At 63.4% G+C, this 24,708-nt stretch carries 25 protein-coding genes, 1 tRNA gene and 1 pseudogene; 15 read left to right on the plus strand and 12 right to left on the minus strand.

Annotated features, from left to right (window positions below; translation table 11 throughout):
* Positions 1–165: 165 nt before the first annotated feature.
* On the minus strand, positions 166–2,001 hold the full coding sequence (locus NKH49_RS13430; protein ID WP_352612878.1) for a M3 family oligoendopeptidase: 1,836 nt from the start codon (positions 1,999–2,001) through the stop codon (positions 166–168).
* Positions 2,002–2,153: 152 nt separating this feature from the next.
* On the opposite strand from NKH49_RS13430, the gene NKH49_RS13435 reads away from it, so the two are divergent.
* The 3 genes from NKH49_RS13435 to NKH49_RS13445 all read left to right on the plus strand — a co-directional run bounded on the left by NKH49_RS13435 (position 2,154) and on the right by NKH49_RS13445 (position 6,123).
* Positions 2,154–3,731 (plus strand): sigma-54-dependent transcriptional regulator, encoded by a 1,578-nt coding sequence (locus tag NKH49_RS13435; protein ID WP_352612876.1) that lies wholly within the window; start codon positions 2,154–2,156, stop codon positions 3,729–3,731.
* A gap of 359 nt (positions 3,732–4,090) precedes the next feature.
* Positions 4,091–5,944 carry a peptidoglycan L,D-endopeptidase MepK gene (mepK, locus tag NKH49_RS13440; RefSeq protein WP_352926290.1) on the plus strand — a complete coding sequence of 618 codons (1,854 nt, stop codon included), beginning with the start codon at positions 4,091–4,093 and terminating at the stop codon, positions 5,942–5,944.
* A gap of 105 nt (positions 5,945–6,049) precedes the next feature.
* Positions 6,050–6,123, plus strand: a tRNA-Gln gene (locus NKH49_RS13445).
* Positions 6,124–6,166: 43 nt separating this feature from the next.
* Here NKH49_RS13445 and NKH49_RS13450 read toward each other — a convergent pair.
* On the minus strand, positions 6,167–6,805 hold the full coding sequence (locus NKH49_RS13450; RefSeq protein ID WP_352469543.1) for a 2-dehydro-3-deoxy-phosphogluconate aldolase: 639 nt from the start codon (positions 6,803–6,805) through the stop codon (positions 6,167–6,169).
* Between NKH49_RS13450 and NKH49_RS13455 the strand changes: the two genes are divergently transcribed.
* Both NKH49_RS13455 and trhO read left to right on the plus strand, forming a co-directional pair.
* Positions 6,795–6,956, plus strand: coding sequence for a hypothetical protein (locus NKH49_RS13455; protein ID WP_352588071.1), 162 nt, complete (start codon positions 6,795–6,797; stop codon positions 6,954–6,956). The genes NKH49_RS13450 and NKH49_RS13455 overlap by 11 nt on opposite strands.
* An 18-nt stretch (positions 6,957–6,974) precedes the next feature.
* Positions 6,975–7,895 (plus strand): oxygen-dependent tRNA uridine(34) hydroxylase TrhO, encoded by a 921-nt coding sequence (gene trhO, locus NKH49_RS13460; RefSeq protein WP_502907876.1) that lies wholly within the window; start codon positions 6,975–6,977, stop codon positions 7,893–7,895.
* Positions 7,896–7,917: 22 nt separating this feature from the next.
* Here the strand turns inward: trhO and NKH49_RS13465 are convergent, their stop codons facing one another.
* Positions 7,918–8,277, minus strand: a complete 360-nt coding sequence (locus tag NKH49_RS13465; RefSeq protein WP_352539344.1) for a YybH family protein — start codon at positions 8,275–8,277, stop codon at positions 7,918–7,920.
* 277 nt (positions 8,278–8,554) lie between these two features.
* Between NKH49_RS13465 and NKH49_RS13470 the strand changes: the two genes are divergently transcribed.
* Both NKH49_RS13470 and NKH49_RS13475 read left to right on the plus strand, forming a co-directional pair.
* Entirely contained in the window at positions 8,555–9,301 is a 747-nt protein-coding gene (locus NKH49_RS13470) for a tellurite resistance TerB family protein (RefSeq protein ID WP_352612871.1), read from the plus strand.
* Between the two features lie 223 nt (positions 9,302–9,524).
* The gene (locus NKH49_RS13475) at positions 9,525–10,280 is read left to right on the plus strand and encodes an SDR family oxidoreductase (RefSeq protein WP_352478254.1); all 756 of its coding nucleotides are present in this window, start codon (positions 9,525–9,527) and stop codon (positions 10,278–10,280) included.
* 23 nt (positions 10,281–10,303) lie between these two features.
* On the opposite strand, the gene NKH49_RS13480 is transcribed toward NKH49_RS13475, so the two are convergent.
* Together NKH49_RS13480 and NKH49_RS13485 are read right to left on the minus strand one after the other, a co-directional pair.
* On the minus strand, positions 10,304–10,684 hold the full coding sequence (locus NKH49_RS13480) for a YciI family protein (protein ID WP_254816974.1): 381 nt from the start codon (positions 10,682–10,684) through the stop codon (positions 10,304–10,306).
* A 24-nt stretch (positions 10,685–10,708) separates the two neighbouring features.
* Positions 10,709–11,893: a pyridoxal phosphate-dependent aminotransferase gene (locus NKH49_RS13485; RefSeq protein ID WP_352612870.1), complete on the minus strand. Its 1,185-nt coding sequence runs from the start codon at positions 11,891–11,893 to the stop codon at positions 10,709–10,711.
* Positions 11,894–11,976: 83 nt separating this feature from the next.
* Between NKH49_RS13485 and NKH49_RS13490 the strand changes: the two genes are divergently transcribed.
* The 4 genes from NKH49_RS13490 (at position 11,977) to denD (ending at position 15,008) form a co-directional block, all read left to right on the plus strand.
* Positions 11,977–12,663, plus strand: coding sequence for a GNAT family N-acetyltransferase (locus NKH49_RS13490; protein WP_352612868.1), 687 nt, complete (start codon positions 11,977–11,979; stop codon positions 12,661–12,663).
* A 113-nt stretch (positions 12,664–12,776) separates the two neighbouring features.
* Complete coding sequence (locus NKH49_RS13495; protein ID WP_352612866.1) at positions 12,777–13,760, plus strand: cation diffusion facilitator family transporter; 984 nt, start codon at positions 12,777–12,779, stop codon at positions 13,758–13,760.
* Positions 13,761–13,822: 62 nt separating this feature from the next.
* Positions 13,823–14,029 carry a hypothetical protein gene (locus tag NKH49_RS13500; protein ID WP_352539338.1) on the plus strand — a complete coding sequence of 69 codons (207 nt, stop codon included), beginning with the start codon at positions 13,823–13,825 and terminating at the stop codon, positions 14,027–14,029.
* 1 nt (position 14,030) lies between these two features.
* Positions 14,031–15,008, plus strand: a complete 978-nt coding sequence (gene denD, locus NKH49_RS13505; RefSeq protein WP_352612864.1) for a D-erythronate dehydrogenase — start codon at positions 14,031–14,033, stop codon at positions 15,006–15,008.
* Between the two features lie 25 nt (positions 15,009–15,033).
* Here denD and NKH49_RS13510 read toward each other — a convergent pair whose 3' ends face one another.
* The 4 genes from NKH49_RS13510 to NKH49_RS13525 all read right to left on the minus strand — a co-directional run bounded on the left by NKH49_RS13510 (position 15,034) and on the right by NKH49_RS13525 (position 19,040).
* Positions 15,034–16,179, minus strand: a complete 1,146-nt coding sequence (locus NKH49_RS13510; RefSeq protein ID WP_502907877.1) for a nickel/cobalt transporter — start codon at positions 16,177–16,179, stop codon at positions 15,034–15,036.
* 5 nt (positions 16,180–16,184) lie between these two features.
* On the minus strand, positions 16,185–16,853 hold the full coding sequence (locus tag NKH49_RS13515; RefSeq protein ID WP_352469555.1) for a DUF1007 family protein: 669 nt from the start codon (positions 16,851–16,853) through the stop codon (positions 16,185–16,187).
* A gap of 86 nt (positions 16,854–16,939) precedes the next feature.
* Positions 16,940–17,839: a LysR family transcriptional regulator gene (locus tag NKH49_RS13520; protein ID WP_352469556.1), complete on the minus strand. Its 900-nt coding sequence runs from the start codon at positions 17,837–17,839 to the stop codon at positions 16,940–16,942.
* 1 nt (position 17,840) lies between these two features.
* On the minus strand, positions 17,841–19,040 hold the full coding sequence (locus tag NKH49_RS13525) for an amidase (RefSeq protein ID WP_352612859.1): 1,200 nt from the start codon (positions 19,038–19,040) through the stop codon (positions 17,841–17,843).
* A gap of 562 nt (positions 19,041–19,602) precedes the next feature.
* On the opposite strand from NKH49_RS13525, the gene odc2 reads away from it, so the two are divergent.
* Together odc2 and NKH49_RS13535 are read left to right on the plus strand one after the other, a co-directional pair.
* Positions 19,603–20,736, plus strand: a complete 1,134-nt coding sequence (gene odc2 / locus NKH49_RS13530; protein ID WP_352612858.1) for an ornithine/lysine decarboxylase — start codon at positions 19,603–19,605, stop codon at positions 20,734–20,736.
* A 208-nt stretch (positions 20,737–20,944) separates the two neighbouring features.
* Complete coding sequence (locus tag NKH49_RS13535) at positions 20,945–21,547, plus strand: GNAT family N-acetyltransferase (RefSeq protein ID WP_352613150.1); 603 nt, start codon at positions 20,945–20,947, stop codon at positions 21,545–21,547.
* A gap of 54 nt (positions 21,548–21,601) precedes the next feature.
* Here the strand turns inward: NKH49_RS13535 and NKH49_RS13540 are convergent, their stop codons facing one another.
* Complete coding sequence (locus NKH49_RS13540) at positions 21,602–21,886, minus strand: SCP2 sterol-binding domain-containing protein (RefSeq protein WP_352612856.1); 285 nt, start codon at positions 21,884–21,886, stop codon at positions 21,602–21,604.
* A 179-nt stretch (positions 21,887–22,065) separates the two neighbouring features.
* Here NKH49_RS13540 and NKH49_RS13545 point away from each other — a divergent pair.
* Positions 22,066–22,266, plus strand: a pseudogene (locus NKH49_RS13545) (chloride channel protein); the annotation flags it as partial.
* 57 nt (positions 22,267–22,323) lie between these two features.
* On the opposite strand, the gene NKH49_RS13550 reads toward NKH49_RS13545, so the two are convergent.
* On the minus strand, positions 22,324–23,334 hold the full coding sequence (locus NKH49_RS13550; RefSeq protein ID WP_352926294.1) for a nucleoside recognition domain-containing protein: 1,011 nt from the start codon (positions 23,332–23,334) through the stop codon (positions 22,324–22,326).
* A gap of 118 nt (positions 23,335–23,452) precedes the next feature.
* On the opposite strand from NKH49_RS13550, the gene NKH49_RS13555 reads away from it, so the two are divergent.
* Complete coding sequence (locus tag NKH49_RS13555) at positions 23,453–23,905, plus strand: Lrp/AsnC family transcriptional regulator (protein WP_352612852.1); 453 nt, start codon at positions 23,453–23,455, stop codon at positions 23,903–23,905.
* A 126-nt stretch (positions 23,906–24,031) separates the two neighbouring features.
* Here the strand turns inward: NKH49_RS13555 and NKH49_RS13560 are convergent, their stop codons facing one another.
* Entirely contained in the window at positions 24,032–24,679 is a 648-nt protein-coding gene (locus NKH49_RS13560) for a VOC family protein (protein WP_352612850.1), read from the minus strand.
* Positions 24,680–24,708 lie beyond the last annotated feature (29 nt).

The following is a 24,708-nucleotide window of genomic DNA, read 5'->3' on the forward strand; positions in this document are numbered from 1 at the left end:
CGGACGCTATCATACAGCTTACGGGAATCTAACGGAAAACTTCCATGGAAAGTTATTTAAGAACAAATAACCAAGACAAGAATAGACCATCGCCAATATGCGTTGCTGCTAAACTGTTCTGGAAAACCCGGTCATCCGGTGTTGCGCATCGCCCAGTGTTGCGCATCACTTGTCCAGTGTTTCCAGCTCGTCGATCAGTCCGCTGATCACGCCAAGCCCGATCTGCCAGAAGGCAGGGTCGGCCGCGTCGAGGCCGAACGGCGCTAGAAGCTCGGAATGATGCTTGGTGCCGCCGGCGCGCAGCATGGCAAAATATTTCTCCTGAAAGCCGCGCTCGGCGTTCTGGTAGACCGCGTAGAGCGAGTTCACCAGGCAATCGCCGAATGCGTAGGCATAGACGTAGAAAGGCGAGTGGATGAAGTGCGGGATATAGGTCCAGAAAACCTCGTACCCTTCGCGCAGCTTGATCGCCGGCCCGAGGCTTTCCGCCTGCACTTCCAACCAGAACTGGCCGAGCTTGTCGGAGGTCAGTTCGCCGCTCCTGCGCTCGGCATGCACCTTGCGCTCGAACTCGTAGAAGGCGATCTGGCGCACGACCGTGTTGATCATGTCCTCGACCTTCTGGGCGAGCATGGCCTTGCGTTCGCGCTTGTCGGTGGTCTGCTCGAGCAGCGAGCGGAAGGTCAGCATTTCGCCAAACACCGATGCGGTTTCGGCCAGCGTCAGCGGCGTCGATGCCATCAGGGCGCCCTGGCCGCCGGCCAGCACCTGGTGCACGCCGTGGCCGAGCTCGTGCGCCAGCGTCATCACGTCACGCGGCTTGCCCATGTAGTTGAGCAGCACATAGGGATGCGCCGAAGGCACGGTCGGATGGGCGAAGGCGCCAGGCGACTTGCCGGGTCTCACCGGTGCATCGATCCAGTTGCGGTCGAAGAAAGTTCTGGCGATCTCCGCCATGTCGGGCGAAAAGCGCTGGTAGGCGGAAAGCACGGTGTTCTTGGCCTCGTCCCAGCCGATGACCGCCTGTGGGGTCTCGGGCAATGGCGCATTGCGGTCCCAGTGGTTCATCACCTCCATGCCGAGCCAGCGCGCCTTCATCGCGTAATAGCGATGCGACAGGCGTGGATAGGCGTCGCGAACCGCGGCGGCGAGCGCATCCACCACGCTGCGTTCGACGCGATTGGCGAGATGGCGGGAATCGGCAATGTCCTCGAAGCCGCGCCAGCGGTCGGAGATCTCCTTGTCCTTGGCCAGCGTGTTGGTGACCAGCGTAAAGACGCGCAAATTCTTGCGGAAGGTCGTGGCCAGCGCCTCGGACGCCCGGCGGCGCACCTCGCCGTCGGCGTCCTGCAGGCGATTGAGCGCCGGCTCAAGCGTCAACTCCTCGCCGTCGACGTCGAAACGCAAATCGGTCATCGTCTCGTCGAACAGGCGGTTCCAGGCCCCGCGCCCGGTGATCGATTTTTCATGGAAGAGCTGCTCGATGCGGTCTTCGAGCTGGAAGGGCTTGTCCTTGCGCAGATCGAGCACCCAGGGCCGGTAATGGGCGAAGGCCGGATCGGCGGCGAGTGCGGTTTCGATCGCACCATCGTCGATGAGATTCAGCTCGAGCGCGAAAAACAGCAGGTGCGCGCTGGCATCGGTCATCTTTTCCTGGATGTCGCCATAGAGCTTGGCGCGCTGCGGATCCGACGTGTTGCCGGCATAGACAAGCCCGGCATAGGAGACGATGCGGCCGATCAGCTCCTCCAGCACTTCATAGACCTGAAGCGCCTCGCCAAGCCTGCCGGCGCCGCCACGCCCGGCCTCGGCGGCGAGCGTGCCTTTCCAACGGCTCTCGAAGGCGATGGCATCAGCGGCGGCCTTGGCGATGTCGCGCTTCAACTCGGGCGCCTCCATGCCCGAATAGAGATCGGCTAGATTCCATTCCGGCAGGTCGCCAAGCTCCGCCACGCCCTGACCGGGCGCCGCCGCCAGCTTTCGAGCAAAAACCATGCGCATTGCCGATCCTTCCAGACACAAAAATTCGAGGAAACGAGAAGCCGGTCAAATCCTAAGGAATTCATTCACCGGGTTTTTTGAAAGCTTATTTAGAACCCTGTGCCAAGATGATCCATAGGGCGCATTCTCGGGCGGGCACGGTCGGATCAGTCATGGCAGCTTCCATACTCATAGTCGATGACGATCCCGTGCAGCGCAGGCTGCTCGAGGCGGCGGTGACGAAATTCGGCCACACCGCGATCGTCGCCGATGGCGGCGAGGCCGGTCTCCATCTCGTCGACGGACCCAATGCGCGCGACGTGTCGGTGATCATCCTCGACCTGATGATGCCGGGCCTCGATGGCATCGGCGTGCTGAAGGCGATGCGCGAGCGTGGCATCCACATTCCCGTCATCGTGCAGACCGCACAGGGCGGCATCGAAACCGTCGTTTCGGCAATGCGTCACGGCGCCTTCGACTTCGTCGTCAAGCCGGCCTCTCCCGACAGGCTGCAGGCGTCGATCGGCAACGCCCTCAAGGTCGAAGCGCTCGAAGGCGAAGTGAAGCGCTCGTCACGGCAGCGCGGCGGCCATCTGACGTTCAAGGACATGATCACCCACAGTCCGGCGATGGATCGGGTGATCCGGCTCGGCAGCAAGGCGGCGGCGTCCAACATTCCGATCCTGATCGAAGGTGAATCCGGCGTCGGCAAGGAACTGGTGGCGCGCGCCATCCAGGGCAGCGGCGACCGCCGCTCGAAACCCTTCGTCACCGTCAATTGCGGCGCCATCCCCGACAATCTGGTCGAATCGATCCTGTTCGGGCACGAGAAGGGCTCGTTCACCGGCGCCACCGAAAAACATACCGGCAAGTTCGTCGAAGCGCACACCGGCACGCTGTTTCTTGACGAGATCGGCGACCTGCCGCTCGACGTGCAGGTCAAGCTGTTGCGCGCCGTACAGGACGGCGAGGTCGATCCGGTTGGCGGCCGCTTGACCGTCAGGGTCGACATCAGGCTGATCTCGGCAACCCATCGCAACCTGCTGCAGCAGGTCAAGGACGGCAAGTTCCGCGAGGACCTGTTCTACCGGCTGAACGTCTATCCGATCTTCGTGCCGCCATTGCGCGACCGTCGCGACGACATCCCCTATCTGGTCGAGCACTTCATGGAGAAGGTGGCGCCCGCCGATCCGCGCCACCGCCTGCGAGGCATCTCGGCTGCGGCGCTTGCCATGCTGCAGGCCTATGACTGGCCGGGCAACATAAGGCAGCTCGAAAACGCCGTCTTCCGGGCCTCGGTGCTCGCCGACGGCGACATGCTGACCGAAGAAGAATTCCCGCAGATCCGGGCGCAAGTCGAGGGCACGGTCAATCTCGATTCGGGTATCGCCTTGCCAGCTCCAGGGTGGCCAGCTTCAGGGGGGCCAACTCCAGGGTGGCCAGCTTCCGGAGTGGCTTCGGGCAGCCAGCCGCGCGACAACATATCGGCCGCTGGCGGCATCGCAGCCGCCGACGCCGATGCACCAGCCAAGCCTCGTTTCGGCACGCTGCGGGCGCTCGACGAGCGCGGCAATGTGCGTGCGCTGGCCGACGTCGAACTCGAAATGATCAAGCTCGCCATCGATCACTATAACGGCCAGATGAGCGAAGTCGCCCGCCGCCTCGGCATCGGCCGGTCGACGCTCTACCGCAAGCTCAAGGAATACGGCATCGACCCGGAAACCGGCCGCGTCGAACGGCTCGCTTCCTGAGTCACAGGGCCAAGCCGGTTCTCATCCGGACATCATTCCACGCAACTGCGCCTCGAAATGATGTGTTCGCCACAGTGTTCACGTATTAAGGCGGACGGTAACAGATCGTGTTTCGAGCTGGCGCCAAAACATGATCTAAACCAGCGGTTTACCAAGATATCCTGCGCAATATTTTTGGCGGGATATCGCCACCGTGTTACCGCATTTCGGCTTCAATAAGCGATGATTAACCATTAGGATCGATATTCGGATGCACACACCACGCATCCGTTTGGTCAAATCCGGGGACAAAACGGCAGCCTGCAAGGCCTTTTGATTTGAACAGAATCGAACGACACGAAAACGGGCGGCATTATCACATGAGCGTCTGGCCGAGATGGCTGGCAGCGGTGATTGTTGCCGTCGGGTTCCTTGCAGCGGCGGCAACCGGCGCCAGCGCCGAGACACGTTCGCTGAAGCTCTATCATCTCCACACGCATGAAAAGGCGGAGATCGTCTACAAGCGTAATGGCCGCTACGACCAGGCGGGCTTGCGAAAGATCAACATCATCCTGCGCGACTGGCGCCGCAACGAGCCGACCAAGATGGATCCGCGCCTGCTGGACCTGGTCTGGGAAGCGTATCGGGAGAGCGGCGCCACCGATTACATCCAGGTCGTCTGCGGCTATCGTTCGCCGGCCACGAATTCGATGCTGCGCAGCCGCAGCAGGGGCGTCGCCGAGAAGAGCCAGCACATGCTCGGCAGGGCGATGGATTTCTACATTCCCGGTGTCCCATTGAAGAAGCTGCGTGACATCGGCCTCAGGATGCAGGGCGGCGGCGTCGGCTACTACCCCAGTTCCGGCTCGCCCTTCGTGCATATGGATGTCGGCAATGTGCGCCACTGGCCCGGCATCAGCCGCCAGGAACTGGCGCGCGTGTTCCCCAACGGCAAGACGCTGCATGTGCCGAGCGACGGCAAGCCGCTGCCTGGTTATCAACAGGCGCTCGCCTCCTACAAGGCCCGCAAGGGCGCCGGCGCACCGGCCATCGAACTGGCCAGCGCAAGCGGCGGCGGCAAAAAATCCCGCGGGTTCCTGGCAGCCTTGTTCGGCGGTGGCGACGACGAGGCGGACGACAGCGCCGATGTGGCGATGGCCGAGCCGGCGCCAAAGCCCCGTAACGTGAAGCCGGCGCCGTCCGCCAAGAGCAGCAACCTGCCTGGCATTGCCATCGTCGCGCCTCAGGATGCCAAGCGCGCTCAGATTCCGGAAGTCGCTGATGCTCCGGCGCCTGCGCCTGAACCGGAGGATGACACGCCGGAGACGATCATCGCGGCATTGCCTGCCCGCAGCATCCCGCTGCCGGATTTTGCTCCGCGCCCGAAGACGGACGTCGGCGCCCAGCCGCCTGAGAACGTTCCGTTCGGCGTGGCGGATGCGGCTGGATCGACTGAACAGGCGGTGGCGACCGCGCAAGCGCCGGCAAGCGCGGCGCCGGCAAATGTTCCGTTCGGCATAGCAGACCCGTCTGCTGCGGCCGGCCCGGTGCAGGTCGCTGCAAACAACATTCCCGTGCCGAGCTGGCGGCCCGATCATTCGCTGCCGGCCGATCTTTCGCCTGCTAGTCTTGCGCCGCAGGACAAGCAAGTGTTGCTGGCGCTGGCGAGTGCGGCCGAGCGGAGCAACACCGCCACCGACGCATTCTCGGTGTTGCCGTCGGCGCGGCCCGACAGTTCCCAGCCCGACGAGGTCAAGGCCGTTCTGGAAAGGGTCAGCGCGACCGACGAATACAAGGTCGCGTCGCTTTCCGAGCAAGCATCGGTGTTCGAGGAACCGGCGAGCGACGACGGGGCATCGAGCGACGGGGCATCGCCGCGCGAGGCCATCGTTGCCCGCCCGGCCGGCTCCGATCCGGCCGCCGTCATCGGTGCAGGCGTGAAGACCACACGCAAGGAACCCAGGGCCACCGCCCGCGACCTGAAGCCCGGCCCCAAGCCGGTGGTGGTCGCCGCCGCGCCGCAGGCCGCCCGGTGGGCGCTGCACAGCGGTGAGTATGTCGCAACCGTTTCAGATGCGACAACGGCGCCGCGCTACGCCTACGACTTCGTCCGTACGGCACCGAGCGAGGTCTATACGATAGGCTTCCAGCCGGGCAACGAGATGGCCGACGCAAACCGGTTCACCGGCAAAGCCGTCAAGTTCATGTCGGTTGCCCGCTTCAAGACCGAGTAGGCCGCGCTGGGCAAATATCGTAAAGGCTGCGCTGGCACCCCGCGCGGCCTCCACCGCCGGCACTGGTTTCCTTCATCCAGGGATGCTAACCACTGGTCGGCATTCTCCCGCTTCGTCTAATGGTAGGACAGCGCCCTTTGAAGGCGTGAATCGTGGTTCGAGCCCATGAGCGGGAACCAGCCCGGCGAACCAGATCGGCGGCGGCTTTTGATGCAGAAGATGCTAGCGCCCGAGCTTGCTTGCCGCGCGCGCCAAGGCTTCGATCTCGTCCCATTTGCCGGCCTTGACCAGATCGTCCGGCGCCACCCAGGAACCGCCGACGCAGATGACGTTGGGCAGGCTGAGGTAGTCGGCGGCATTCTTGCCGGTGATACCGCCGGTCGGGCAGAATTTCACGTCGGCAAGCGGCGAGGCGAAAGCCTTGAGCGAAGCGATGCCGCCCGACTGTTCGGCCGGGAAGAATTTCAGAAAGCGCAGGCCGGCTTCGCGGGCGGCCATGACCTCTCCCGGCGTGATGGCGCCGGGCAGCAACGGCACGTCGCTGTCCTTGGCTGCCGCGAGAAGCTCGCGGGTGATGCCGGGGCTGACGATGAACTTCGAACCGGCGGCCGCCGCCTCGCCGAACTGCCGGGCGTCCAGGATGGTGCCGGCGCCGACGACGGCGTCTTCAACCTCGCCCGCCACCCGGCGGATCGCCTCCAGCGCGTCGGCGGTGCGCAGCGTGATCTCGATCGCCGGCAGGCCGCCGCGGGCCAGCGCCCGGGCCAGCGGCACCGCGTCGGCGGGATTGGCGATCTTCAGCACCGGTATGACCGGCTGGCCGTTGAGGAGCGACAGGAGCTTTTCGGTCGTGCTGGGCATTCGTCGTCTCTCCTCTGTTGATCAAGTCGACCGGTTAGCAGAAGGCGGTTTTTCTGTCCACGAAACGCGGCGTGTCGCGATGTCACGCGTGGTGTTCGAAACCTTCCGCGATCAGACCGCTCCCGGCTCTGCCTTGATCCGGCTGTCGTGAGCGTCTAGTGGCTTGGTGATGACACTTCCCAGCCAAGCCTTCCGCGTTGCCGCGCTTTACCGCTTCGCCCGGCTCGACACCTTCGAGGCGCTGCGCGCGCCGCTCGCCGCCTTCTGCTGCGCACGCGGCATCAAAGGCACGCTGCTGTTGGCGCGTGAGGGCATCAACGGCACGGTCGCCGGCAGTGAAACGGCAATCGCGGCGCTCATCGATCATCTCGAATCCATCGACGGTCTCGCCGGCCTCGAGATCAAATACAGCAGCGCCGCAACGATGCCGTTCCACCGCATGAAGGTGCGGTTGAAGCGCGAGATCGTCACCATGGGCGTGGAGAATATCGATCCGGCGGCAGATGCAGGCACCTATGTCGCGCCGGCCGACTGGAATGCACTGATCTCGGATACGGGCACCATCGTCATCGACACGCGCAACGCCTACGAGGTGTCGCTCGGCACCTTCAAGGGCGCTGTCGATCCCACCACCAACAGCTTCCGCGAATTCCCGGCCTGGGTCGAGCAGCATCGGCACGAGCTCGACGGGCGCAAGGTCGCCATGTTCTGCACCGGCGGCATTCGCTGCGAGAAAGCGACAGCCTATGTGAAGTCGCTCGGTTTGGAGGATGTGTTCCACCTCAAAGGCGGCATTCTGAAATATCTCGAGGACGTGCCCGCCGAACAGAGCCTCTGGCAAGGCGAATGCTTCGTCTTCGACGAGCGCGTTTCGGTATCGCACGGGCTGGTCGAAGGCGAGGCCGAACTCTGCCGCGCCTGCCGGCATCCGCTGGCTGCAGAAGACCGGCTGTCGCCGGAATATGCCACCGGCGTTTCATGCCCGCATTGCTTCGATGCCCGCTCGGACGAAGATCGCGCCCGCTACGCCGAGCGCCAGCGCCAGGTCGAACTGGCGCAAGCGCGCGGCGATCGTCACATCGGAAGTTAGCTTCACGTTAAGCAACTTTACGTTAAGCAACAGAGAAACGATCGATGACCCACAGCCATGTCCCGTCGTTCTGCCGGCGCGCGACCTCGGTGGTGATGGTGCCGTCAGGAAGCCGGGTCGAGGTCAGCGCCAGGTCGCCATTGACGACAGCCGGGCGCTGATCTCCGGACTGAAATTTTCGGCCGGTTGCGGTGATCTCCGCGAACAGCCCCCGGATGGCTTCGCGGCCGAACGTCAGCTGTCCGCCACCGCTGTCGATGACGGCATGCTGCTCGAAAAGCGCGGCCATGCCGTCAATGTCTCCGACCCATTGCCGTGAAATCAACAGGCGCTCCAGTTCCTGGGGGTCGCGTGCCGGCTGGCGGTCTGTCTCATCGGTCATGCCAGGCTCCTCTCAAGCGACATGCCGCGACATTAGTCGAAGTCGGGGGCGGTTTCGACACGTCCGATGTCCAGAGCGTCGCGCGTTTTTTGACGCGGATGGAGGCTGCAGCATTATAATTTCCGCGTGAAATCCCAGCAGATGTCGGTGCGAGGTCATGCGTGGCAGCGGGCAAAAGGACGCGCCGCGTCATTGTAATGTCAAACTGCGGGACCTAGGTCTTCGACGTGCAAACCCTGCCCGCGCACCTTCGGCCGGGCCAATTCTGGAGGCATAGATGTTCGATCCCAAGAAGCTCCTCGACGATCTGCTCGGCTCGCAAGTTCCCGGCACCGGATCGACCGTCCGCGACAAGGCGGGGCAGGCGGTGCAGATGGCCAAGGACAATCCGCTTGCCGCCGGTGCGCTGGCCGCGGTGCTGCTCGGAACCGGCCCCGGCCGCCAGGTCACCGGTGCGGCGGTGAAGCTTGGTGGGTTGGCTGCGATCGGCGGCCTCGCCTACAAGGCCTACCAGAACTACAAGAACGGCAACGCGCCGGCCGAGACGCAAGCTGCAGGCGAACCGGAATTGCTGCCGCCGCCGGCCGATACCGCCTTCCATCCGTCGCAAGCGCCGCAGGGCGAAGACGAATTCACGCTGACGCTGGTCAGGGCGATGATCTCGGCGGCGAAGGCCGACGGTCACGTCGATGACGAAGAGCGGCAGAAGATCGCCGGCAAGCTCAGCCTCGCCGGCGTCGGCGCCGAAGCGGAGAAATTCCTGATGTCGGAACTGGAGGCGCCGCTCGATCTGGATGTGCTGATCGCCGGGGCCAAGACCGATGCGCAAAAGCTGGAACTCTACACCGCCTCGCGTCTTGCCATCGATCCGGACACGCGGGCCGAACGCGGCTATCTCGACCTGCTTGCCGGCCGTCTCGGCCTGCCGGATGCGCTGGTCGACCATGTCGAGGCGACGGTGACGGCGGCGAAGGTGCCGGCAGCGGGCAGCACGGCCAAGCCGGTGAGCGGTTCGCGCTGGTAGCTTGGGGGAGGAGCCTCGGAGAGCTCGGCGGCATTCGCGTTAGCTTCTCGTTAATCCGGTGGGCGCATGATTCAGGCAGTCGGATCGGCTTTCCTCCTCCCAAAGCCCGGTTCGGATCAGGGGCGGTCGCTAATGGCCGCCCTTTTTGTGAGCACAGGCTTTGGGCCGGCTTGCCATGGTTCCCGTCATTTGCGATGCCTCGTCCCTTTCAGGGAGTACAGCCATGACCGACTATAAAACCGCCATCGTCACCGGCGCCGGTACGGGCATCGGCAAAAGCGTCGCCACGGCGCTGCTCAAGGCCGGCTGGAACACGGTCTTCTGCGGTCGCCGCAAGCCGGTGCTGGAGGATGCGATCGCCGCGGCCGGGCCGACGCAGGCCAAGGCATTGGCCTTCGCCTGCGACATCAGCAAGGCCGATCAGGTCGACGATCTGTTCGAGACGGTGGCGGCGGCTTTCGGGCGCGTCGACCTGCTCTTCAACAATGCCGGCACGAGCTACAAATCGACATTGATCGACGACATCCCGGTCGAAGTGTGGAACGACATCGTCGGGGTCAATCTCACCGGCTCGTTCCTGTGTGCTCGCGCCGCGTTCGGCGCCATGCGCAGGCAGCAGCCGATGGGCGGCCGCATCATCAACAACGGCTCGGTATCGGCCTATGCGCCACGGCCGGGCTCGGTGCCCTATACGGCGACCAAACACGCCATCACCGGGCTGACCAAGACGCTGGCGCTGGACGGCAGGCCCTTCGACATTGCTTGCGGCCAGATCGACATCGGCAACGCGCTGACCGACATGGCGCAGGCGATGACGGTCGGCGTGCCGCAAGCCAACGGCACCATTGCCGCCGAAGCGGTGATGGATGTCGAGCGCGTCGCCGATGCCGTCCTCCATATGGCCAGCCTGCCGCTCGACGCCAACGTGCTGTTCATGACCGTGATGGCGACGAAGATGCCATTTGTCGGGCGAGGCTAAATTGGTCTCAACCCGGTCCTAAATCAGGGCCGGGTGACCGGAAGCGGCACGCCGGGTAAATATAGCGAAATCGGGCGGATTTCGTAGACGGCGGTCGGATTGACGCGGCGAAGGTCGCGCGCAATGTCGATGGCGGCGTCACGGTTGGCGCAGTCGACGACATAGAGCCCCAGCAATTGTTCCTTGGTCTCGGCAAAGGGGCCGTCGATAACCATTCCGGTGCCTGGCCCGCGCAAGGTGCAGGCGTCTTGTGTCGCGCCGAGCCGGGCCGCCGGCCCAAGGGTGCCTTGCCGGTAGAGCCGATCGTTGATCTGGAGAAGATCGGTCATCAGCGCCGCATCCTGCTCAGGCGTCAGTGCCGTAATCGCTTCTTCCTCGTGATAGGCAAGAATGGCATAGAACATCTGGCGTCTCCTTTCGTCGTGCCCTCACTTTGCCAGAAACGTCTCGATCCGCTCCAGCGCGCGCAGGATGTTCTCCTCGGAATTGGCGTAGGACAGCCTGACATAGCCTTCGCCGAGAATGCCGAAATCGGGGCCGCCGATCAGCGCCACGCCGGCATCCTCGAGCAGCGCCGAGGCGAGCTTCTTGGCCTTCCAGCCGGTCTTGGAAACATTGGGGAAGGCATAGAAGGCGCCTTTCGGCGTGATGCAGGAAACGCCGGACAAGGCATTCAACCCCTCGACCACGACCTTCCTGCGGCGGTCGAAGGCGCGCATCATCCTGTCGACGTCGTCCTGCGGGCCGTCGATGGCGGCTATGCCGGCATACTGGCTCGGCGCGTTGACGCAGGACCAGCAATTGACGGCCAGCTTGCGCACCTTGTCGTAGAGATGCGCGCCCTTGTCGCCATTCGGCCAGATCGACCAGCCCATGCGCCAGCCGGTCATCGCCCAGGTCTTCGACCAGCCGTTGAGCACGATAAGCCGGTCGCGGATTTCGGGGAAGGCGAGCAGCGAACAATGCGTCTCGCCGTCATAGGTCATCACGTCGTAGATCTCGTCGGAGAGGATGGTGACGTCCGGGTGCGCTTGCAGCCCCTTGACCAGCTTTTCGATCTCGGCGCGGGGGGTGACGCCGCCGGTCGGGTTGGCGGGCGAGTTGAGGATCAGCAGCCTGGTCTTCGGGGTGATCAGCGCCAGTGTCTCCGCGGCCGAAAAGGCAAAGCCGTTCTCCTCGCGCATCGGCACCGGGATGGGGGCAGCACCGGTGAACTCGATCATCGAGCGGTAGATCGGAAAGCCGGGATCGGGATAGAGGATTTCGGCGCCCGGCTCGCCGAACATCAGGATCGCCGCGAACATGGTCGGCTTGCCGCCGGGCAGGATCATCACCGCTTCCGGCGAGACTTCGACGCCGGTGGTGGCCAGCGTGCGGCGTACCACCGCTTCGCGCGTCGCCAGCAGTCCGTTGGCCGGCGTATAGCCGTGATGGCCATCGCGCAGCGCCTTGATCGCGGCCTCGACGATGTGCTGCGGCGTCTTGAAGTCGGGCTGGCCGATGCCGAGATTGACGACGTCGCGGCCCTGGTGGGCAAGTGCCGTGGCACGCGCCAGCACCGCGAACGCATTTTCCTCGCCGAGGCGGTCGAAGGCCGAAATCGTGTGGAGCATTTTTCCCGTCCGTGTGGTTCTTTCAGCGAGCGTGCGTTTTTGTGAGCGTCCGCCCGCAAAAGTCAAACGGATTGGAGTTTTCGGTGTCGGAAAATCTCAAGAATTGGCAACCGCGCCCGCAGCCCGAACGCAAGGTGCTGGAGGGGCGAACTGTCAGGCTGGAGCCGCTCAACGCCGAAAAACACGGTGACGGCCTGTTCGAGGCCTCGTCGGTGGCCGATGCCGGCGGCCGCTTCGCCTGGCTGCCAGACTACCCGCCGGAGAGCCGTGCCGCCTTCCAGCCGTGGCTGGACAAGGCAGAAGCCAGCGAGGACCCGCTGTTCTTCACAGTCATCGACAAGGCCAGCGGCAAGGTCGCCGGGCGCCAGACGCTGATGCGCATCGACGCCGCCTACGGCGTCATCGAGATCGGCAACATCTATTGGGGCCCGTTGATCTCGCGAAAGCCGGCGGCGACGGAAGCGCAGTTCCTGTTCATGAAGTATGTCTTCGACGAGCTTGGCTACCGCCGCTACGAATGGAAATGCAACAATCGCAACGAGCCGTCGAAGCGCGCGGCGGAACGTTTCGGCTTCAAGTTCGAGGGCATTTTCCGTCAGCATCTTGTGGTCAAGGGCGAAAACCGCGATACCGCGTGGTATTCGATCATCGACAAGGAATGGCCTGATCTGCGCAGAGCCTATGAAGCGTGGCTCGATCCGGCCAATTTCGACAGCGATGGCCAGCAGAAGCGGCGGCTCGAGGATTTTCGCGCCGAGTTCGGCGCCTGACCATGCTCCCGAAAAGTGGTATCCGGTTTTCGGATAGGATTATGGTCAAACGAGAAGACAGAGCCTCCATCCCGAGTCTGCCGGGATAGATCAGGCTCTAGCAGGGGCTATAGATGGCGCATACCCACGACCACGCTGCGCAGGGCCACGACCACAGCCATGGCGCAGGTCATGTGCACGGCTCGACCGACAAGAAGCGCGTGCTGATCGCTGCCTGCCTGACCGCCAGCTTCATGGTCGCGGAGACGCTGGGCGCCATCTTCACCGGTTCACTGGCGCTGCTGGCGGATGCCGGCCATATGCTTGCCGATTGCGTCGCGCTCGGCCTTGCCTGGTATGCCTTTCACCTTGCGAGCCGGCCGGCGACCGTGCGCCTCACCTACGGCTTCGGCCGGGTCAAGACGCTGGTCGCCTACACCAACGGCATCGCCATCTTCGCCATCGCGCTGTGGATCGTCTACGAGGCTTGGGGCCGCTTGCAAGCGCCGGCTCCGGTGCTCGGCGGGCCGATGCTGGTCGTCGCGATCGCCGGCCTGCTGGTCAATCTCGGCTCGTTCTACGTGCTGCACGGCGGCGACCACGGCAGCCTGAATATGCGCGGCGCCATCCTGCACGTGCTCGGCGACCTGCTCGGCTCGGCAGCGGCGATCGTCGCGGCGCTGGTGATCCTGGCGACGGGCTGGACGCCCATCGATCCGATCCTGTCGATCCTGGTCTCGCTGCTGATCCTGTCCACGGCCTGGTCGCTGATGCGCGAGGCAGCCCACGTCCTGCTCGAAGGCGTGCCGGCAAGCCTCGACCGCGACCTGATCGCCAGGGACATCGAAGGCTCGATCAAGGGCGTGCGCGAGGTGCATCACATGCATGTCTGGTCGCTCGACGGCTCCAGCAACATGGCGACGTTGCATGCCTGCCTCAATGACGGCGTCGACGCGCATATGGCGGTAAGCGCGATCAAGAAGCGGCTTGCGGCGGAACATGGCATAGCCCATGCCACGGTCGAACCGGAATTCGGCCGATGTGCCGACAGCCATGAGCATGATGACGAGCACGATCACGCGCATGATGCGGCACCGCACCGCGGCCATTATCACTGACTTCGGGAGTTCTGGGCATTGGCAACGATCGACATGAACTCTCGCCACCCTGGCGCCGCGTGATGGACCGCGACACCCGCAATGCGGCGATCGGCGCCGCTTGGGTTTTGCTGCTGTTCGGCATCGCAGCCTATTATCTTCCAACAGTGATGCTGGCGGTCGGCAGGGTCTCGACGGTGCTTGCCGGTGTCGTCGCGGCGATCTTCATGGTGGCAATCTTCGTCGTGTTCTGGCTGCGTAGCCGCAGCCAGCGCAAAAAGGGAAAGTGACATGCGCATTCTGATTACCGGCGCGGCAGGCATGGTCGGCCGCAAACTCATCGCCAGGTTGGCCAAGGACGGGACGCTCGGCGGCCGCAAGATCGCCGCGCTCGACCTTCACGATATCGTGCCGCCGCAAGCGCCGGTGCTCGAAGGTGTCAGCATTACCCTCCACACCGGCGACCTTGCCGCACCGGGAGCGACCGCAAATCTGGTCGCGCCGCGCCCCGACGTGATCTTCCATCTCGCCGGCGTGGTGTCGGGTGAGGCGGAGACCAATTTCGATCTCGGCTATCGCGTCAATCTCGACGGCACCAGGGCGCTGTTCGATGCCATCCGCTTGGCCGCCTATACGCCACGCGTCGTCTTCACCTCGTCGATCGCCGTGTTCGGCGCACCGTTTCCCGACATCATTCCGGACGAGTTCCACCCGACGCCGCTGACCTCCTACGGCACGCAGAAGCTGATCGGCGAGGCGCTGCTTGCCGACTATACGCGCCGCGGTTTCTTCGACGGCATCGGTATCAGGCTGCCGACCATCTGCGTCAGGCCGGGAAAGCCGAACAAGGCGGCCTCAGGGTTCTTCTCCGGTATCATCCGCGAGCCGCTGAGCGGCCATGAAGCGATCCTGCCGGTGCCGCGCTCAGTCGTCCACACACACGCCAGCCCGCGTTCGGCGGTGAATTTCCTGATCCGTGCGGCTCAGATCGACGGCAGTGCCGTCGGCCCGCGCCGCAACCTGACGATGCCGGGCGTCGCCGTCAGCGTCGGCGAACAGATCGAAGCGCTGGAACGTGTCGCCGGCGCCAAGGCGGTGAAACTGATCCGCGAGGAGCCCGACGAGACGATCTGGGCGATCGTCAAGGGCTGGCCGACGCGCTTCGAGGCGCGGCGCTCGAGGGAGCTTGGCTTTGCCGCCGAAACGAGCTTCGACGAGATCATCCGCGTCCATATCGAAGACGAGTTGGGGGGCAATATCCCTAGTTAAAGCGCCCCGATCGGACGCAACGAGGTCAGGCGCCAGTCAGGCTGGCCGAGAGCAGCAGCAGGCCGAACAGGAAGACGAAGGCGGCGCCGCCGATCTCGACGAAGGAATGGATACGGTTGCCCATGCGGCCGTCGCCGGCGAAATACACCGCCCAGTTCTTGGCGGTCACCGCAAGCGTCGCCAGGGCCGAGACGGTGATTGCGGTGCCGAGCGCCATGGCCAGCACCGAAAGGATGCCGCCGAACCACAGCCCATTCAGCAAGGCGAAGCTCAGCACGATCAGCGCGCCGGAACAGGGGCGGATGCCGACGGCGGCCACCGCCGACCAGGCCGTGCGCCAATCGAAGCGATCGCCAGAAAGCAGCGCCGGGTCGGGCGCATGCGAGTGCCCGCAGGTCTCGCAGACCTCGCCCGCCGCATGGCTGTGGTGATCGTGCGCAGCATGGGCGTGGTCGTGGGCGCCGTGGTCATGATGGTCATGCGCATGATCGTGGTGGTCATGCGCATCAAGCGCGTGGGAATGTGCCGCATGGGAATGCGCGGAATGTGAATGGCCGGCATGTGAATGGCCGGCATGGGCAGCCGAGAGGCTGTAGCCCGGATTTGCGCCGAACACGCGAAGGATGGCCGGGCCGGCCTTGCGCCACAGCAGCCAGGCGCCGAACAGAGTGACGAAGACATAGCTCATGATTTCGAGGAACCATGCGGCGTCTGTCATCGAGACAGCAGTGCCGCGCAGCAAGAAATAGGCGACCAGCATCACCACGATCGCGGTCAGCGCCTGCAGCAGGGCCGAGACGAAGGACAGCATGATGCCGCGCCGGAGCGCCACTTCATTGGCCACCATGTAGGAAGAGATCACCGCCTTGCCGTGACCGGGGCCGGCGGCGTGGAAAATGCCATAGGCAAAGGACAGGCCGATGAGCAGCCACAACTTGCTGCCGTCCTGGCGCATCGCCTTCATCGCGCCGGCAAGCGCATGATAGAATTCCTGCTGGCGCAGATTGATCCACATCAGGATGTGGGCGAACGGGCCGGTGGCGGTTGGAGCCATGCCGTCATTGGTGCCGATGCCGAGTGAACTCTGGGCGTGGGCGGAGCCGAGAAAGTGCGTCATCACAAAGGCGACGGCCAGAAGACCGAATGCCAAACGCAGGGACGGTTTGGTCACTGGATCTATCCTTCCGGCTGACAGGTCAGTTCAAGCTTGGTGGCAAAGATCTTGCTCATGTCGGTGCCTGTCGGATCATTGAAGAAGGCCTCGGTCAGGGTCTTCTGGTTCTGGGCGATCGCCTCGTCCGGGTTCGGGCGGACAACCTTGCTGGTGCAGGTCGGCGGCAACCCATCGACCTGCAGATTGGCATCCTCGGTGAAATCGATCGCGGTGTAGAAGGTCGGGTCGTAGACGCCGATATCTATCTTGCCGCTCAGTTTGATCGGTACCTTCGGTTCAGATTCAAACAGGATGATCAACTGGTCATTGTCGAAATTGGCCATCAAATGCGGCGGCGGGGTCATTGCCACGTCCTTGCCGTCGACGGTGACGAGCTGGAAATAGTTGAATTCGGCAAGCGAGGCATGGACGGTGTCGGCGACATCCTTCAGCTCCTTGTCGTCGAGTTTCAGGTCGGAATTCTTGTCGAACTCCATCATCACCGTGCTCGAAAACAAATCGTCGAAGCGCCAGACATGGCGCAATGCCTTCACAGTTTGGTGATCCGGGCCGAGGACCACTTCGAGGCGGGCTTCGGCGAAGACGTGGGGATGCACCTCAGCCGGTCCGACGGCGGCAAATGTCGCGGTCAAGGCCGAAGCCAGCATGATTGCTTGCCGTTTCAGGTGCATTCTCGGTCGCGATTCAATCGGCTTCGGTGAATTGCCGACAGTTACCAGAAAGCGGGCGAAAATGGGACCGCAACGCGGCTGAAAGCTCATGCGTTGTCCAGCGTCTTGAACCACTGCACCAGGAAGTCGACGAAAACGCGAACTTTTGCAGGCAGATAGCGCCGGTGCGGATAGACGGCAAAAATGCCGCCGCCGGGCAGAATGCGGTCATCCAGCGCAGTCAGCAGCTTGCCGCTTTCGATGTCGGGCGCGGCGATGAAATCCGGCAGGACGGAAAATCCCAATCCAGCCACGGCAGCGGCCCTTGCCGCCATCGGGCTGTTGACCTCGATCGGGCCGGAAACCGAAACGCTCACCGTATCGCCGCTGTCGCCTTTGAACGGCCAGTTGGTGAGCCAGCGCCCATTGGTGTCGATGATGCAAGGCACGCGGGCAAGGTCTTGCGGCCTGACCGGCATGCCGTGCCTGGCGATCAGTTCAGGAGACGCGCAAAGCCGTACCGAAAATGGCGCCAGACGCCTGGCGATCAACGAGGAATTTTCCAGCCGCGAAATGCGCACCGCCAGATCGAAGCCCTCCTCGACCAGATCGACGAAACGGTCGTCGAGATGGATGTCGAGCACGATGTCGGGGTGCTGCTTGGCGAAGTCGATCAGCGACTGGCCGATCGGCGCGTCGGCAAAGGTGCGCGGCGCCGACAGCTTGATCCTGCCGCGCACGTCGCCGGAGGATTCGCGCACCGCATCGGCAAGGCTGTCGACCTCGCGCACGATCTCCGAGGCGCGCCGGTAATAGGTGTGGCCGGCCTCGGTCAGGGAAAACTGCCTGGTGGTGCGGTTGAGCAGCAGCGCGCCGAGCTCGTCCTCCAGCTCGCGCACATATTTCGACAATAGCGCCTTCGAGCGGCCGATCTTGCGCGCCGCCGCCGAAAATCCTTCGGCCTCGACCACGTCGATGAAGGCGCGCATGCGGGTCAGCGTATCCATGTCATGCGCCTCCTTGGTGGGCCGAAAGGATGCGGGCGGCCAGCGCAATCAACTGCCGGTCGCTGTTCTTCGGACCGAGCAGCGAAAGGCCGAACGGCGCCCCGCCGGTCTTGCCGAGCGGCAGCGTGATTTGCGGAAAGCCGGACAGGCCGGAAAGGCAGAGCAGTCTCAGCGCCCGCTCGCGATAGGTCTGCAAATCGTCGAATGACGCGGCCTTGAGCGGCGCGGCACCAGGAGCGGTCGGAAGCACAAGAACGCCGTCGTCGCCAAGCAGGCCGGCCAGTTCGAGGCGAAACGAAACGCGACGTTCCGTTTCACATTGCGCGGTTGCCGCGTCGATTGTCGCGCCGTGCTCGAAACGCTCCTTGACACCGGGTCCCAGCATGCGGTCGCCGCCGGCGATCCAGGCGCCGTGACTTTGCCAGGCTTCATAGCCTTGCAGCTTGCGGAAGCACCAATAGAGATCGTCGGTCGAATGCGACAGCGGGCCGACGCTGCGCGGTGCGCCCAGCACCGAAGCGACACTGCGGAGCATGGCGCGATATTCGTCGGCCTCGTGCGGGCCGAGCACGAGGCCGTCCAGCGCAGCGAGAGTGACGGGGCGTCTCAGTTCATGGGAATGCGGATCGTCGCCGAGCAGCACCGTGCCGACCTTTTCGTAGATGACGATGTCGCTTGCGAACCAACCGAATGTGTCCAGCGAAGGCGCCAGCGGCATGGTGCCGTCGAGCGGGATACGGCCATGCGTCGTCCTGAGGCCGATCAGGCCGCAGAAGCTTGCCGGCGCTCGGATCGAGCCGCCGGTGTCCGATCCGGTTGCAATGTCGGCCAGCCCGCCGGCGACTGCCGCGGCAGAACCGGAGGACGAGCCGCCGGTGACGCGGTCGGGTGCTGCCGGGTTGACGGGCGACGGGAAATGCGCGTTCAGCCCGAACAGGGAAAATGCGAGTTCGTCGGTCTGCGTCTTGCCGACGAAGCGGGCGCCCGAATCAAGCAGCGCCTGGACGGCCGGCGCGGTCGCCATGGCCGGCGAGGCTTCGCGGTATTTCTGCGGATTGCCGCAACCGGTGCGGTAGCCGGCGACGTCGAAGATATCCTTGACGGCCAGCCGCAAGCCGGCAAGCGGGCCGGATTGCGCATTGGTAACAGGGACTTGATCAAGATCGAGAAAAGCGTTCAGCGGGCCGCGAGTGCCTGTCATGCGTTCGATATCCGGATGTGCTTGTCGCAGCATTGTTCTTCTGGTGCCGCAGCATTGTTCGATGCCACAAATTTTACAACCTGCCATACGATTTTTATTGATTGTGAAATCTTTCGATCTTATATCGCGCTTGCCCAAAGTCGCACGTGCCTGTGGGTGTCCGCCGATCCTCGAATGGTGAGGGCAATCGGTAAGGTAACTGGAGCCAACCCCTCCAGTCGGTTTAGCGGCCAACCGCCAACCGAGGACACCTTGAAGCAACGACGGTGCGGGCCTTTCTGGTGTTCTGCCGGTCGTCCAAAGACCGGGGTTACTGAAGAGGCACACCTTCATTGCCGGCAGTGCGGACGGGTCTCCCATCCAAGCCAAGGCAGACAAAGCGAACCGAGGCCGGGCAAGGCCAAGGTTCACCGCCGCGAGACGGCGCTTCATGGTTCCGGGGTCTCCACCGGCTGGTTCCATGGATTTGACGTCCCGCCTTTGTCCACCGCGTGTTCGCGAGGCCGAGAGCCCGCGTCCGCAAGCCTTTGTGCGCGCCGCAAGGCGCTGATGGAGAGACCCGATGGCTACCCAGCGCATCCTTGACTTTCTCGCCACCCGACGTCCGAACGGCCCGTGCCTCGTCGTCGACCTCGATGTCGTGCGCGACAATTTCCGTGCTTTCGAGAAGGCGCTTCCCGATTCCAAGATCTACTATGCGGTGAAAGCAAATCCGGCGCCGGAAATCCTGCGCCTGCTTGCTGCGATGGGCTCGTCCTTCGACACCGCTTCCGTTGCCGAAGTCGAGATGGCGATGGACGCCGGTGCGCCGGCGGACCGCATCTCCTTCGGCAACACCATCAAGAAGGAGCGCGACATCCAGCGCGCCTACCAGCTCGGCATCAAGCTGTTTGCGGTGGACTGCGTCGAGGAGGTCGAGAAGATCGCCCGCGTCGCTCCCGGCGCCCGCGTGTTCTGCCGCGTCCTGACCGACGGCGAGGGCGCCGAATGGCCGCTGTCGCGCAAGTTCGGCTGTGTGCCGGCGATGGCGGTCGACGTGCTGCGCCATGCCAGGGCGCTCGGTCTCGATGCTTATGGCGTGTCGTTCCATGTCGGCTCGCAGCAGACCGACCTGACCGCCTGGGACCGCGCGCTGGCCGACGCCAAGAAGGTGTTCGCGACGCTGGCCGACGAAGGCATCGTGCTGAAGATGGTCAATATGGGCGGCGGCTTCCCGACCCGCTATCTCAGGGATGTGCCGGTGGCGCAGGCCTACGGCCAGGCGATCTTCTCGGCGCTCAGGAAGCATTTCGGCAACGCGATCCCCGAGACGATCATCGAGCCGGGCCGCGGCATGGTCGGCAATGCCGGCGTCATCAAGTCGGAAGTCGTGCTGATCTCGAAGAAAGCCGATAACGACAATGTGCGCTGGGTGTTCCTCGACATCGGCAAGTTCGGCGGTCTCGCCGAGACGATGGACGAGGCGATCCGCTACCCGATCGTCACCGCGCATGACGGCAGCGAGACCGCGCCTTGCGTGCTCGCCGGCCCGACCTGCGATTCGGCCGACGTGATGTACGAAAAGACGCCGTACCCGCTGCCCTTGTCGCTGACCATCGGCGACGAGGTGCTGATCGAGGGCACCGGCGCCTACACGACGACCTATGCATCGGTCGCCTTCAACGGCTTCGAGCCTCTCCGATCCTACGTGATCTGAGGGCTCGCAAGAGCTGCTCAGATCATCCCCGGTGGGCGCCTGTCGCCCGCCCGGGCTCGCCTGTGGAACAATCCGCTTGTGAAGGATCGCGGAAATGAACATTGCAGATCTCATCGTTGAAGGCGTGGGAATCTCCCCTCTCGAGGGGGAGATGGCCGCGAAGCGGCCGGAGGGGGTCGGTTCGACTGGACTCGGCCTACTGCCGCAGATGGAGGCCGGCGCTTCACGCGCGACAACCCCCTCTGTCGCCTTCGGCGACATCTCCCCCTCGAGGGGGGAGATTGCGGTCGTCGCCGAAACCGCCGCCGACGTTGGCGCTCGCGACGCTTTGCTCGATCGCGCCATGGGGCCGAAGCGGCGGAAGAAGTCGTCGGAAAAGCTGCGGCGCGGCCGCCGGCCTTCGGAGGGCCTTGCCTTTGTCGCGCGCGATGCGTCGGGCACTGTTGCCGGCACGGTGCGGCTGTGGGACGTGGTGCTGGGCGAGGGCGGCACGGCAGCGCTGCTGCTCGGCCCGCTTGCGGTCGACCCGGCGCTGAAAAATGCCGGCATCGGCTCGGCGCTGATGCGCCATGCGGTCGCTGAGGCCGCGCGGCTTGGCCATGCGGCGATCCTGCTGGTCGGCGACGCGCCCTATTACGAGCGCTTCGGGTTTTCGGCCGCAAAGACCGGCTCACTGGCCATGCCGGGGCCTTACGAGCGGCACCGCCTGCTGGCGCGGGAACTGGTTGTCGGCGCGCTCGACGGCGCGCAAGGCACGCTGAAGCCGGCCGGGCGCAAGCTGAAGGCACAGAGGCTGCCGCTCGCTGCGTGACGGATCAGAAGCAAGCCGCCGCCATCGTGCGGCGGCTTGTTTCACCTCAAGCGATCAGCCGATCAGCTGGTTGAGCGCCATGGCGACGCTCATGTCGCCTTCGACCTTTATCTTGCCGGACATGAAGGCCATGGTCGGGTTGAGATCGCCTGATATCAGCGAGTCCAGATCGTCGAGCGACAGCTTTATGGTGCAATCGGCCGGCGCATCGGTGGTCGAGACATCGGCGCCGTCGATAACGATGACGCCGTCGCTGCCGGTGTCGAATTTCACCGAGCGATCGAACCCGGCACTCGCCACGCGCGACCTGATGTTGTCGGCAATCTCCTGAACGCTCATGGCGGTTCTCCTCGTCTGCTTGCGTTTGTCGCTCGCCGCTTGCCTGGTTTTACAGCCACGGCCGCCGGCGCATATAGCTTCGGGTTGACGTTTACGTCAACGCAGTTCCCCGAGGTGAAGATGGGCTTTATCGCCGCAGCATCACGCGGGCATGGTTGCCGGTGCTGTCCTTCGCCAAATTCAGGGATGCGGTGCTGGTGCCGAGCATGAACGTGCAATCGGCGGCCGAGACCTTCCAGCGTGCTGGCGCCGAGGAATTGGCGGTGGTCGAGGATTTCACCGATTGCAAGGTGGTCGGGCTGCTGACCGAAGGCCACCTGATGCGGCGCTATGCCGAGGAACTCGACAAGGCGCGGCGGGATCTGTCGGGCGAGGGGTAGCCGCGTCCTGTCCGGATAGCGATGCGACACACATGTCGGCTGCTGCGTAAGGAGGGCTCACGTCAACGGCCCGCTAATCGCCGGCTCCGAAATCCGATTGCGCGAACTGTCTTCTTCCTTGTGGAAGAGTGTCTTCAAGAAAAAAGCGTCGGGAACCGCCTTGATTACTTTTGCGATCACGGCGGTCGCGAGCACGGCAAACGCTAGGCGACCGAGAAGCACGCTCGTAGCATCAGCGCCAAGCGTGACGACGACCAACGTATCCTCAATGAGGCTATGGGCAAAACCCATGAACACGCAGGCAAGGAATATCTGACGCGGCTCCGCGCTAGGCGTGCGCGCCTCGCGGATCAGCAGTCCTGCGCCATAGGAAATCCCGAGAAACAGGCCGACAGCGGCGAAAGGTACCGTCTGCTTTTCGATGCCGGCGAGCCGAAAGAGCGGTGCAAGCCCTCTGTTCATCCAATCCAAAATGCCCGACATCTTGAGAAGCTCGATCACCCAGCTCAGCGCAAGCAGAACAACGAGCATGATGCCCAGGGTTTTGAGCGTACCCAGGAGAAAGCCGCCCCAGTCGGTGCTTTCATTCGTCGGCATCCACGCCGGCTTCACCGGTCCTGACAGCCATCCGGTCACGGCGAATATCTGATGCAGAAGGACAGCAAAGACCAAACCCCCGCCAATACGAAGCGCCGCGGTGACCAGGAAGCTCGGCCCGGCCCTCTGAATGATCCGTTGCTCGATCGGAATGGCATGTGCAAACAGCAAGAGAGCCGAAAGAACCGTCATGTCGGCAGTGCTGAGCGCCGAAACCGGAACCAAGGTGAATACGATCACAAGCGCGCCCCAGATCCCGACCAGCAATCCCGTCAGCCAGGCAAAGGCGAGTTCAGGTGGCAACCCCACCTGCAACATGAGCGGGGAGAAGAACGGAGAAATCGCCTGGATGACGCCAAGGTCCTGCAGCAGCCGCGTGGCAATCGCAACCGGAACGATCACGCGAACCAGTTCCCAATAGATTTCAAGCGTCTCCAATGTCTTGCGATAGAAGGCGGCGCAAATTGCCATCATGCTGCTCCATCATCCCTGGAGCCATCTGAGTAGCGTGAGACGCTTCGCATTTGTGGTCAAAGTTTGCGATTCCGTGCAATAAAATTGCAACGCACCGACGATGAGCGCGACCAACATGGACAAGATCGACAGAAGGCTTCTCAACCTGCTCCAGGATGATGCCTCACGAACTAACGCCAAACTGGCGGGGTTAGTCGGGCTTTCCCCTTCGAGCTGCCTGCGCCGCATACGACGACTGAAGAAAAGCGGTGTCATCAGCCGCGTTGTCGCGCTTCTCGCACCGGCAAAGGCTGGCCGGGGCTTGAAGGCGATCGTCACCGTCGAACTGGAGCGTCATGGTGAGCAGTATATGCGGGACTTTCTCGAGTTGGCCGCCCAGGAACCGGCCGTCACTCAGGCCCACAGTGTAAGCGGCGAAACCGACGCCGTCCTCATGCTCCGCCTGACGGATATGGAAGAGTTCGATGCGCTGTGCGAGCGACTGTTCCGAGACCGAAGCAACGTCGGGCGGTACCACACGATGTTCGTGATCCGAACGGCCAAAGAAGTGACGGCAATTCCACTGTAGTGTTCGGGTTACGATAGACCTGCTGGGCCGCGAATTCATAAACGAGCATTGCCAGTTCCGTAACACGGCTGTTCTTCTCGCATCGCGGAGGGTCGCAAAGATGCCAACTGCTGGGCTGCGTACTATCTACTTACCCGGGCCAGCAAAAAGCAGCAGATTCCCGTCCGGGTCCTTGACAATGAAATCTCGCGCGCCCCACGGCTCGCTCTTGAGGGACTGGAAGAAGGGCACGCCGGCGGCTTGAAACTCGAGAAAAAGCTGCTTGATTTCTTCCGCCGTAGCGACGGTGAGCGAGGCGGAGAGTAATTGCTCGCGTTCTCGCAGCCCCGGATCGATCACAGGCTGCTCAACGCATCGCAGGTTGACTAGTGCGCTATCGCGCTTGACCTGCGCGTAGAACGGCGGCGTGCCATAAATAAACGCGACGGCGAAGCCGAGCTTGTTTGTGAAGAAATCGCACGAGGCCATGATATCGGCGACGAACAATTGCGGCTCTGCACCGGCGATGACGGTTTTGGTGGGAGTCGCGTCTGCATGATCTGACATGGTTGGGAGTCCTGTCTTCAGGGCCTGCCAGCTTTCGAAACCGTTTTGCCTTGCGACCAGCTCCTGCGCATCGCTGAGTTTGAAGCTTTGCACTAGAATTTCTGGGTCTGTCATCTTGCTAAAGCGAGGCAAGCCCGACCTGATCTGCGTCGCGACCGGGTAATAACGGTCGCGATGCCAGCGCAAGATGAGCTTCGCCTGCTTCCGGAGGTTATCGAGATTCGGCATGGGCGCGCTAAGGTTGACAATGCGTAGGT

This window comes from Mesorhizobium sp. M1088, assembly GCF_040318575.1.
In the GTDB taxonomy this organism is placed as follows: domain Bacteria; phylum Pseudomonadota; class Alphaproteobacteria; order Rhizobiales; family Rhizobiaceae; genus Mesorhizobium.

Bases quoted from the DNA above. Each gene is read 5' to 3' on its own strand.
- NKH49_RS13430 (WP_352612878.1), bottom strand. From the start codon at position 2,001: ATGCGCATGGTTTTTGCTCGAAAGCTGGCGGCGGCGCCCGGTCAGGGC.
- NKH49_RS13435 (WP_352612876.1), top strand. From the start codon at position 2,154: ATGGCAGCTTCCATACTCATAGTCGATGACGATCCCGTGCAGCGCAGG.
- mepK (WP_352926290.1), top strand. From the start codon at position 4,091: ATGAGCGTCTGGCCGAGATGGCTGGCAGCGGTGATTGTTGCCGTCGGG.
- NKH49_RS13450 (WP_352469543.1), bottom strand. From the start codon at position 6,805: ATGCCCAGCACGACCGAAAAGCTCCTGTCGCTCCTCAACGGCCAGCCG.
- trhO (WP_502907876.1), top strand. From the start codon at position 6,975: ATGACACTTCCCAGCCAAGCCTTCCGCGTTGCCGCGCTTTACCGCTTC.
- NKH49_RS13465 (WP_352539344.1), bottom strand. From the start codon at position 8,277: ATGACCGATGAGACAGACCGCCAGCCGGCACGCGACCCCCAGGAACTG.
- NKH49_RS13470 (WP_352612871.1), top strand. From the start codon at position 8,555: ATGTTCGATCCCAAGAAGCTCCTCGACGATCTGCTCGGCTCGCAAGTT.
- NKH49_RS13475 (WP_352478254.1), top strand. From the start codon at position 9,525: ATGACCGACTATAAAACCGCCATCGTCACCGGCGCCGGTACGGGCATC.
- NKH49_RS13480 (WP_254816974.1), bottom strand. From the start codon at position 10,684: ATGTTCTATGCCATTCTTGCCTATCACGAGGAAGAAGCGATTACGGCA.
- NKH49_RS13485 (WP_352612870.1), bottom strand. From the start codon at position 11,893: ATGCTCCACACGATTTCGGCCTTCGACCGCCTCGGCGAGGAAAATGCG.
- NKH49_RS13495 (WP_352612866.1), top strand. From the start codon at position 12,777: ATGGCGCATACCCACGACCACGCTGCGCAGGGCCACGACCACAGCCAT.
- NKH49_RS13500 (WP_352539338.1), top strand. From the start codon at position 13,823: ATGGACCGCGACACCCGCAATGCGGCGATCGGCGCCGCTTGGGTTTTG.
- denD (WP_352612864.1), top strand. From the start codon at position 14,031: ATGCGCATTCTGATTACCGGCGCGGCAGGCATGGTCGGCCGCAAACTC.
- NKH49_RS13515 (WP_352469555.1), bottom strand. From the start codon at position 16,853: ATGCACCTGAAACGGCAAGCAATCATGCTGGCTTCGGCCTTGACCGCG.
- NKH49_RS13520 (WP_352469556.1), bottom strand. From the start codon at position 17,839: ATGGATACGCTGACCCGCATGCGCGCCTTCATCGACGTGGTCGAGGCC.
- NKH49_RS13525 (WP_352612859.1), bottom strand. From the start codon at position 19,040: ATGACAGGCACTCGCGGCCCGCTGAACGCTTTTCTCGATCTTGATCAA.
- odc2 (WP_352612858.1), top strand. From the start codon at position 19,603: ATGGCTACCCAGCGCATCCTTGACTTTCTCGCCACCCGACGTCCGAAC.
- NKH49_RS13535 (WP_352613150.1), top strand. From the start codon at position 20,945: ATGGAGGCCGGCGCTTCACGCGCGACAACCCCCTCTGTCGCCTTCGGC.
- NKH49_RS13540 (WP_352612856.1), bottom strand. From the start codon at position 21,886: ATGAGCGTTCAGGAGATTGCCGACAACATCAGGTCGCGCGTGGCGAGT.
- NKH49_RS13550 (WP_352926294.1), bottom strand. From the start codon at position 23,334: ATGGCAATTTGCGCCGCCTTCTATCGCAAGACATTGGAGACGCTTGAA.
- NKH49_RS13555 (WP_352612852.1), top strand. From the start codon at position 23,453: ATGGACAAGATCGACAGAAGGCTTCTCAACCTGCTCCAGGATGATGCC.
- NKH49_RS13560 (WP_352612850.1), bottom strand. From the start codon at position 24,679: ATGCCGAATCTCGATAACCTCCGGAAGCAGGCGAAGCTCATCTTGCGC.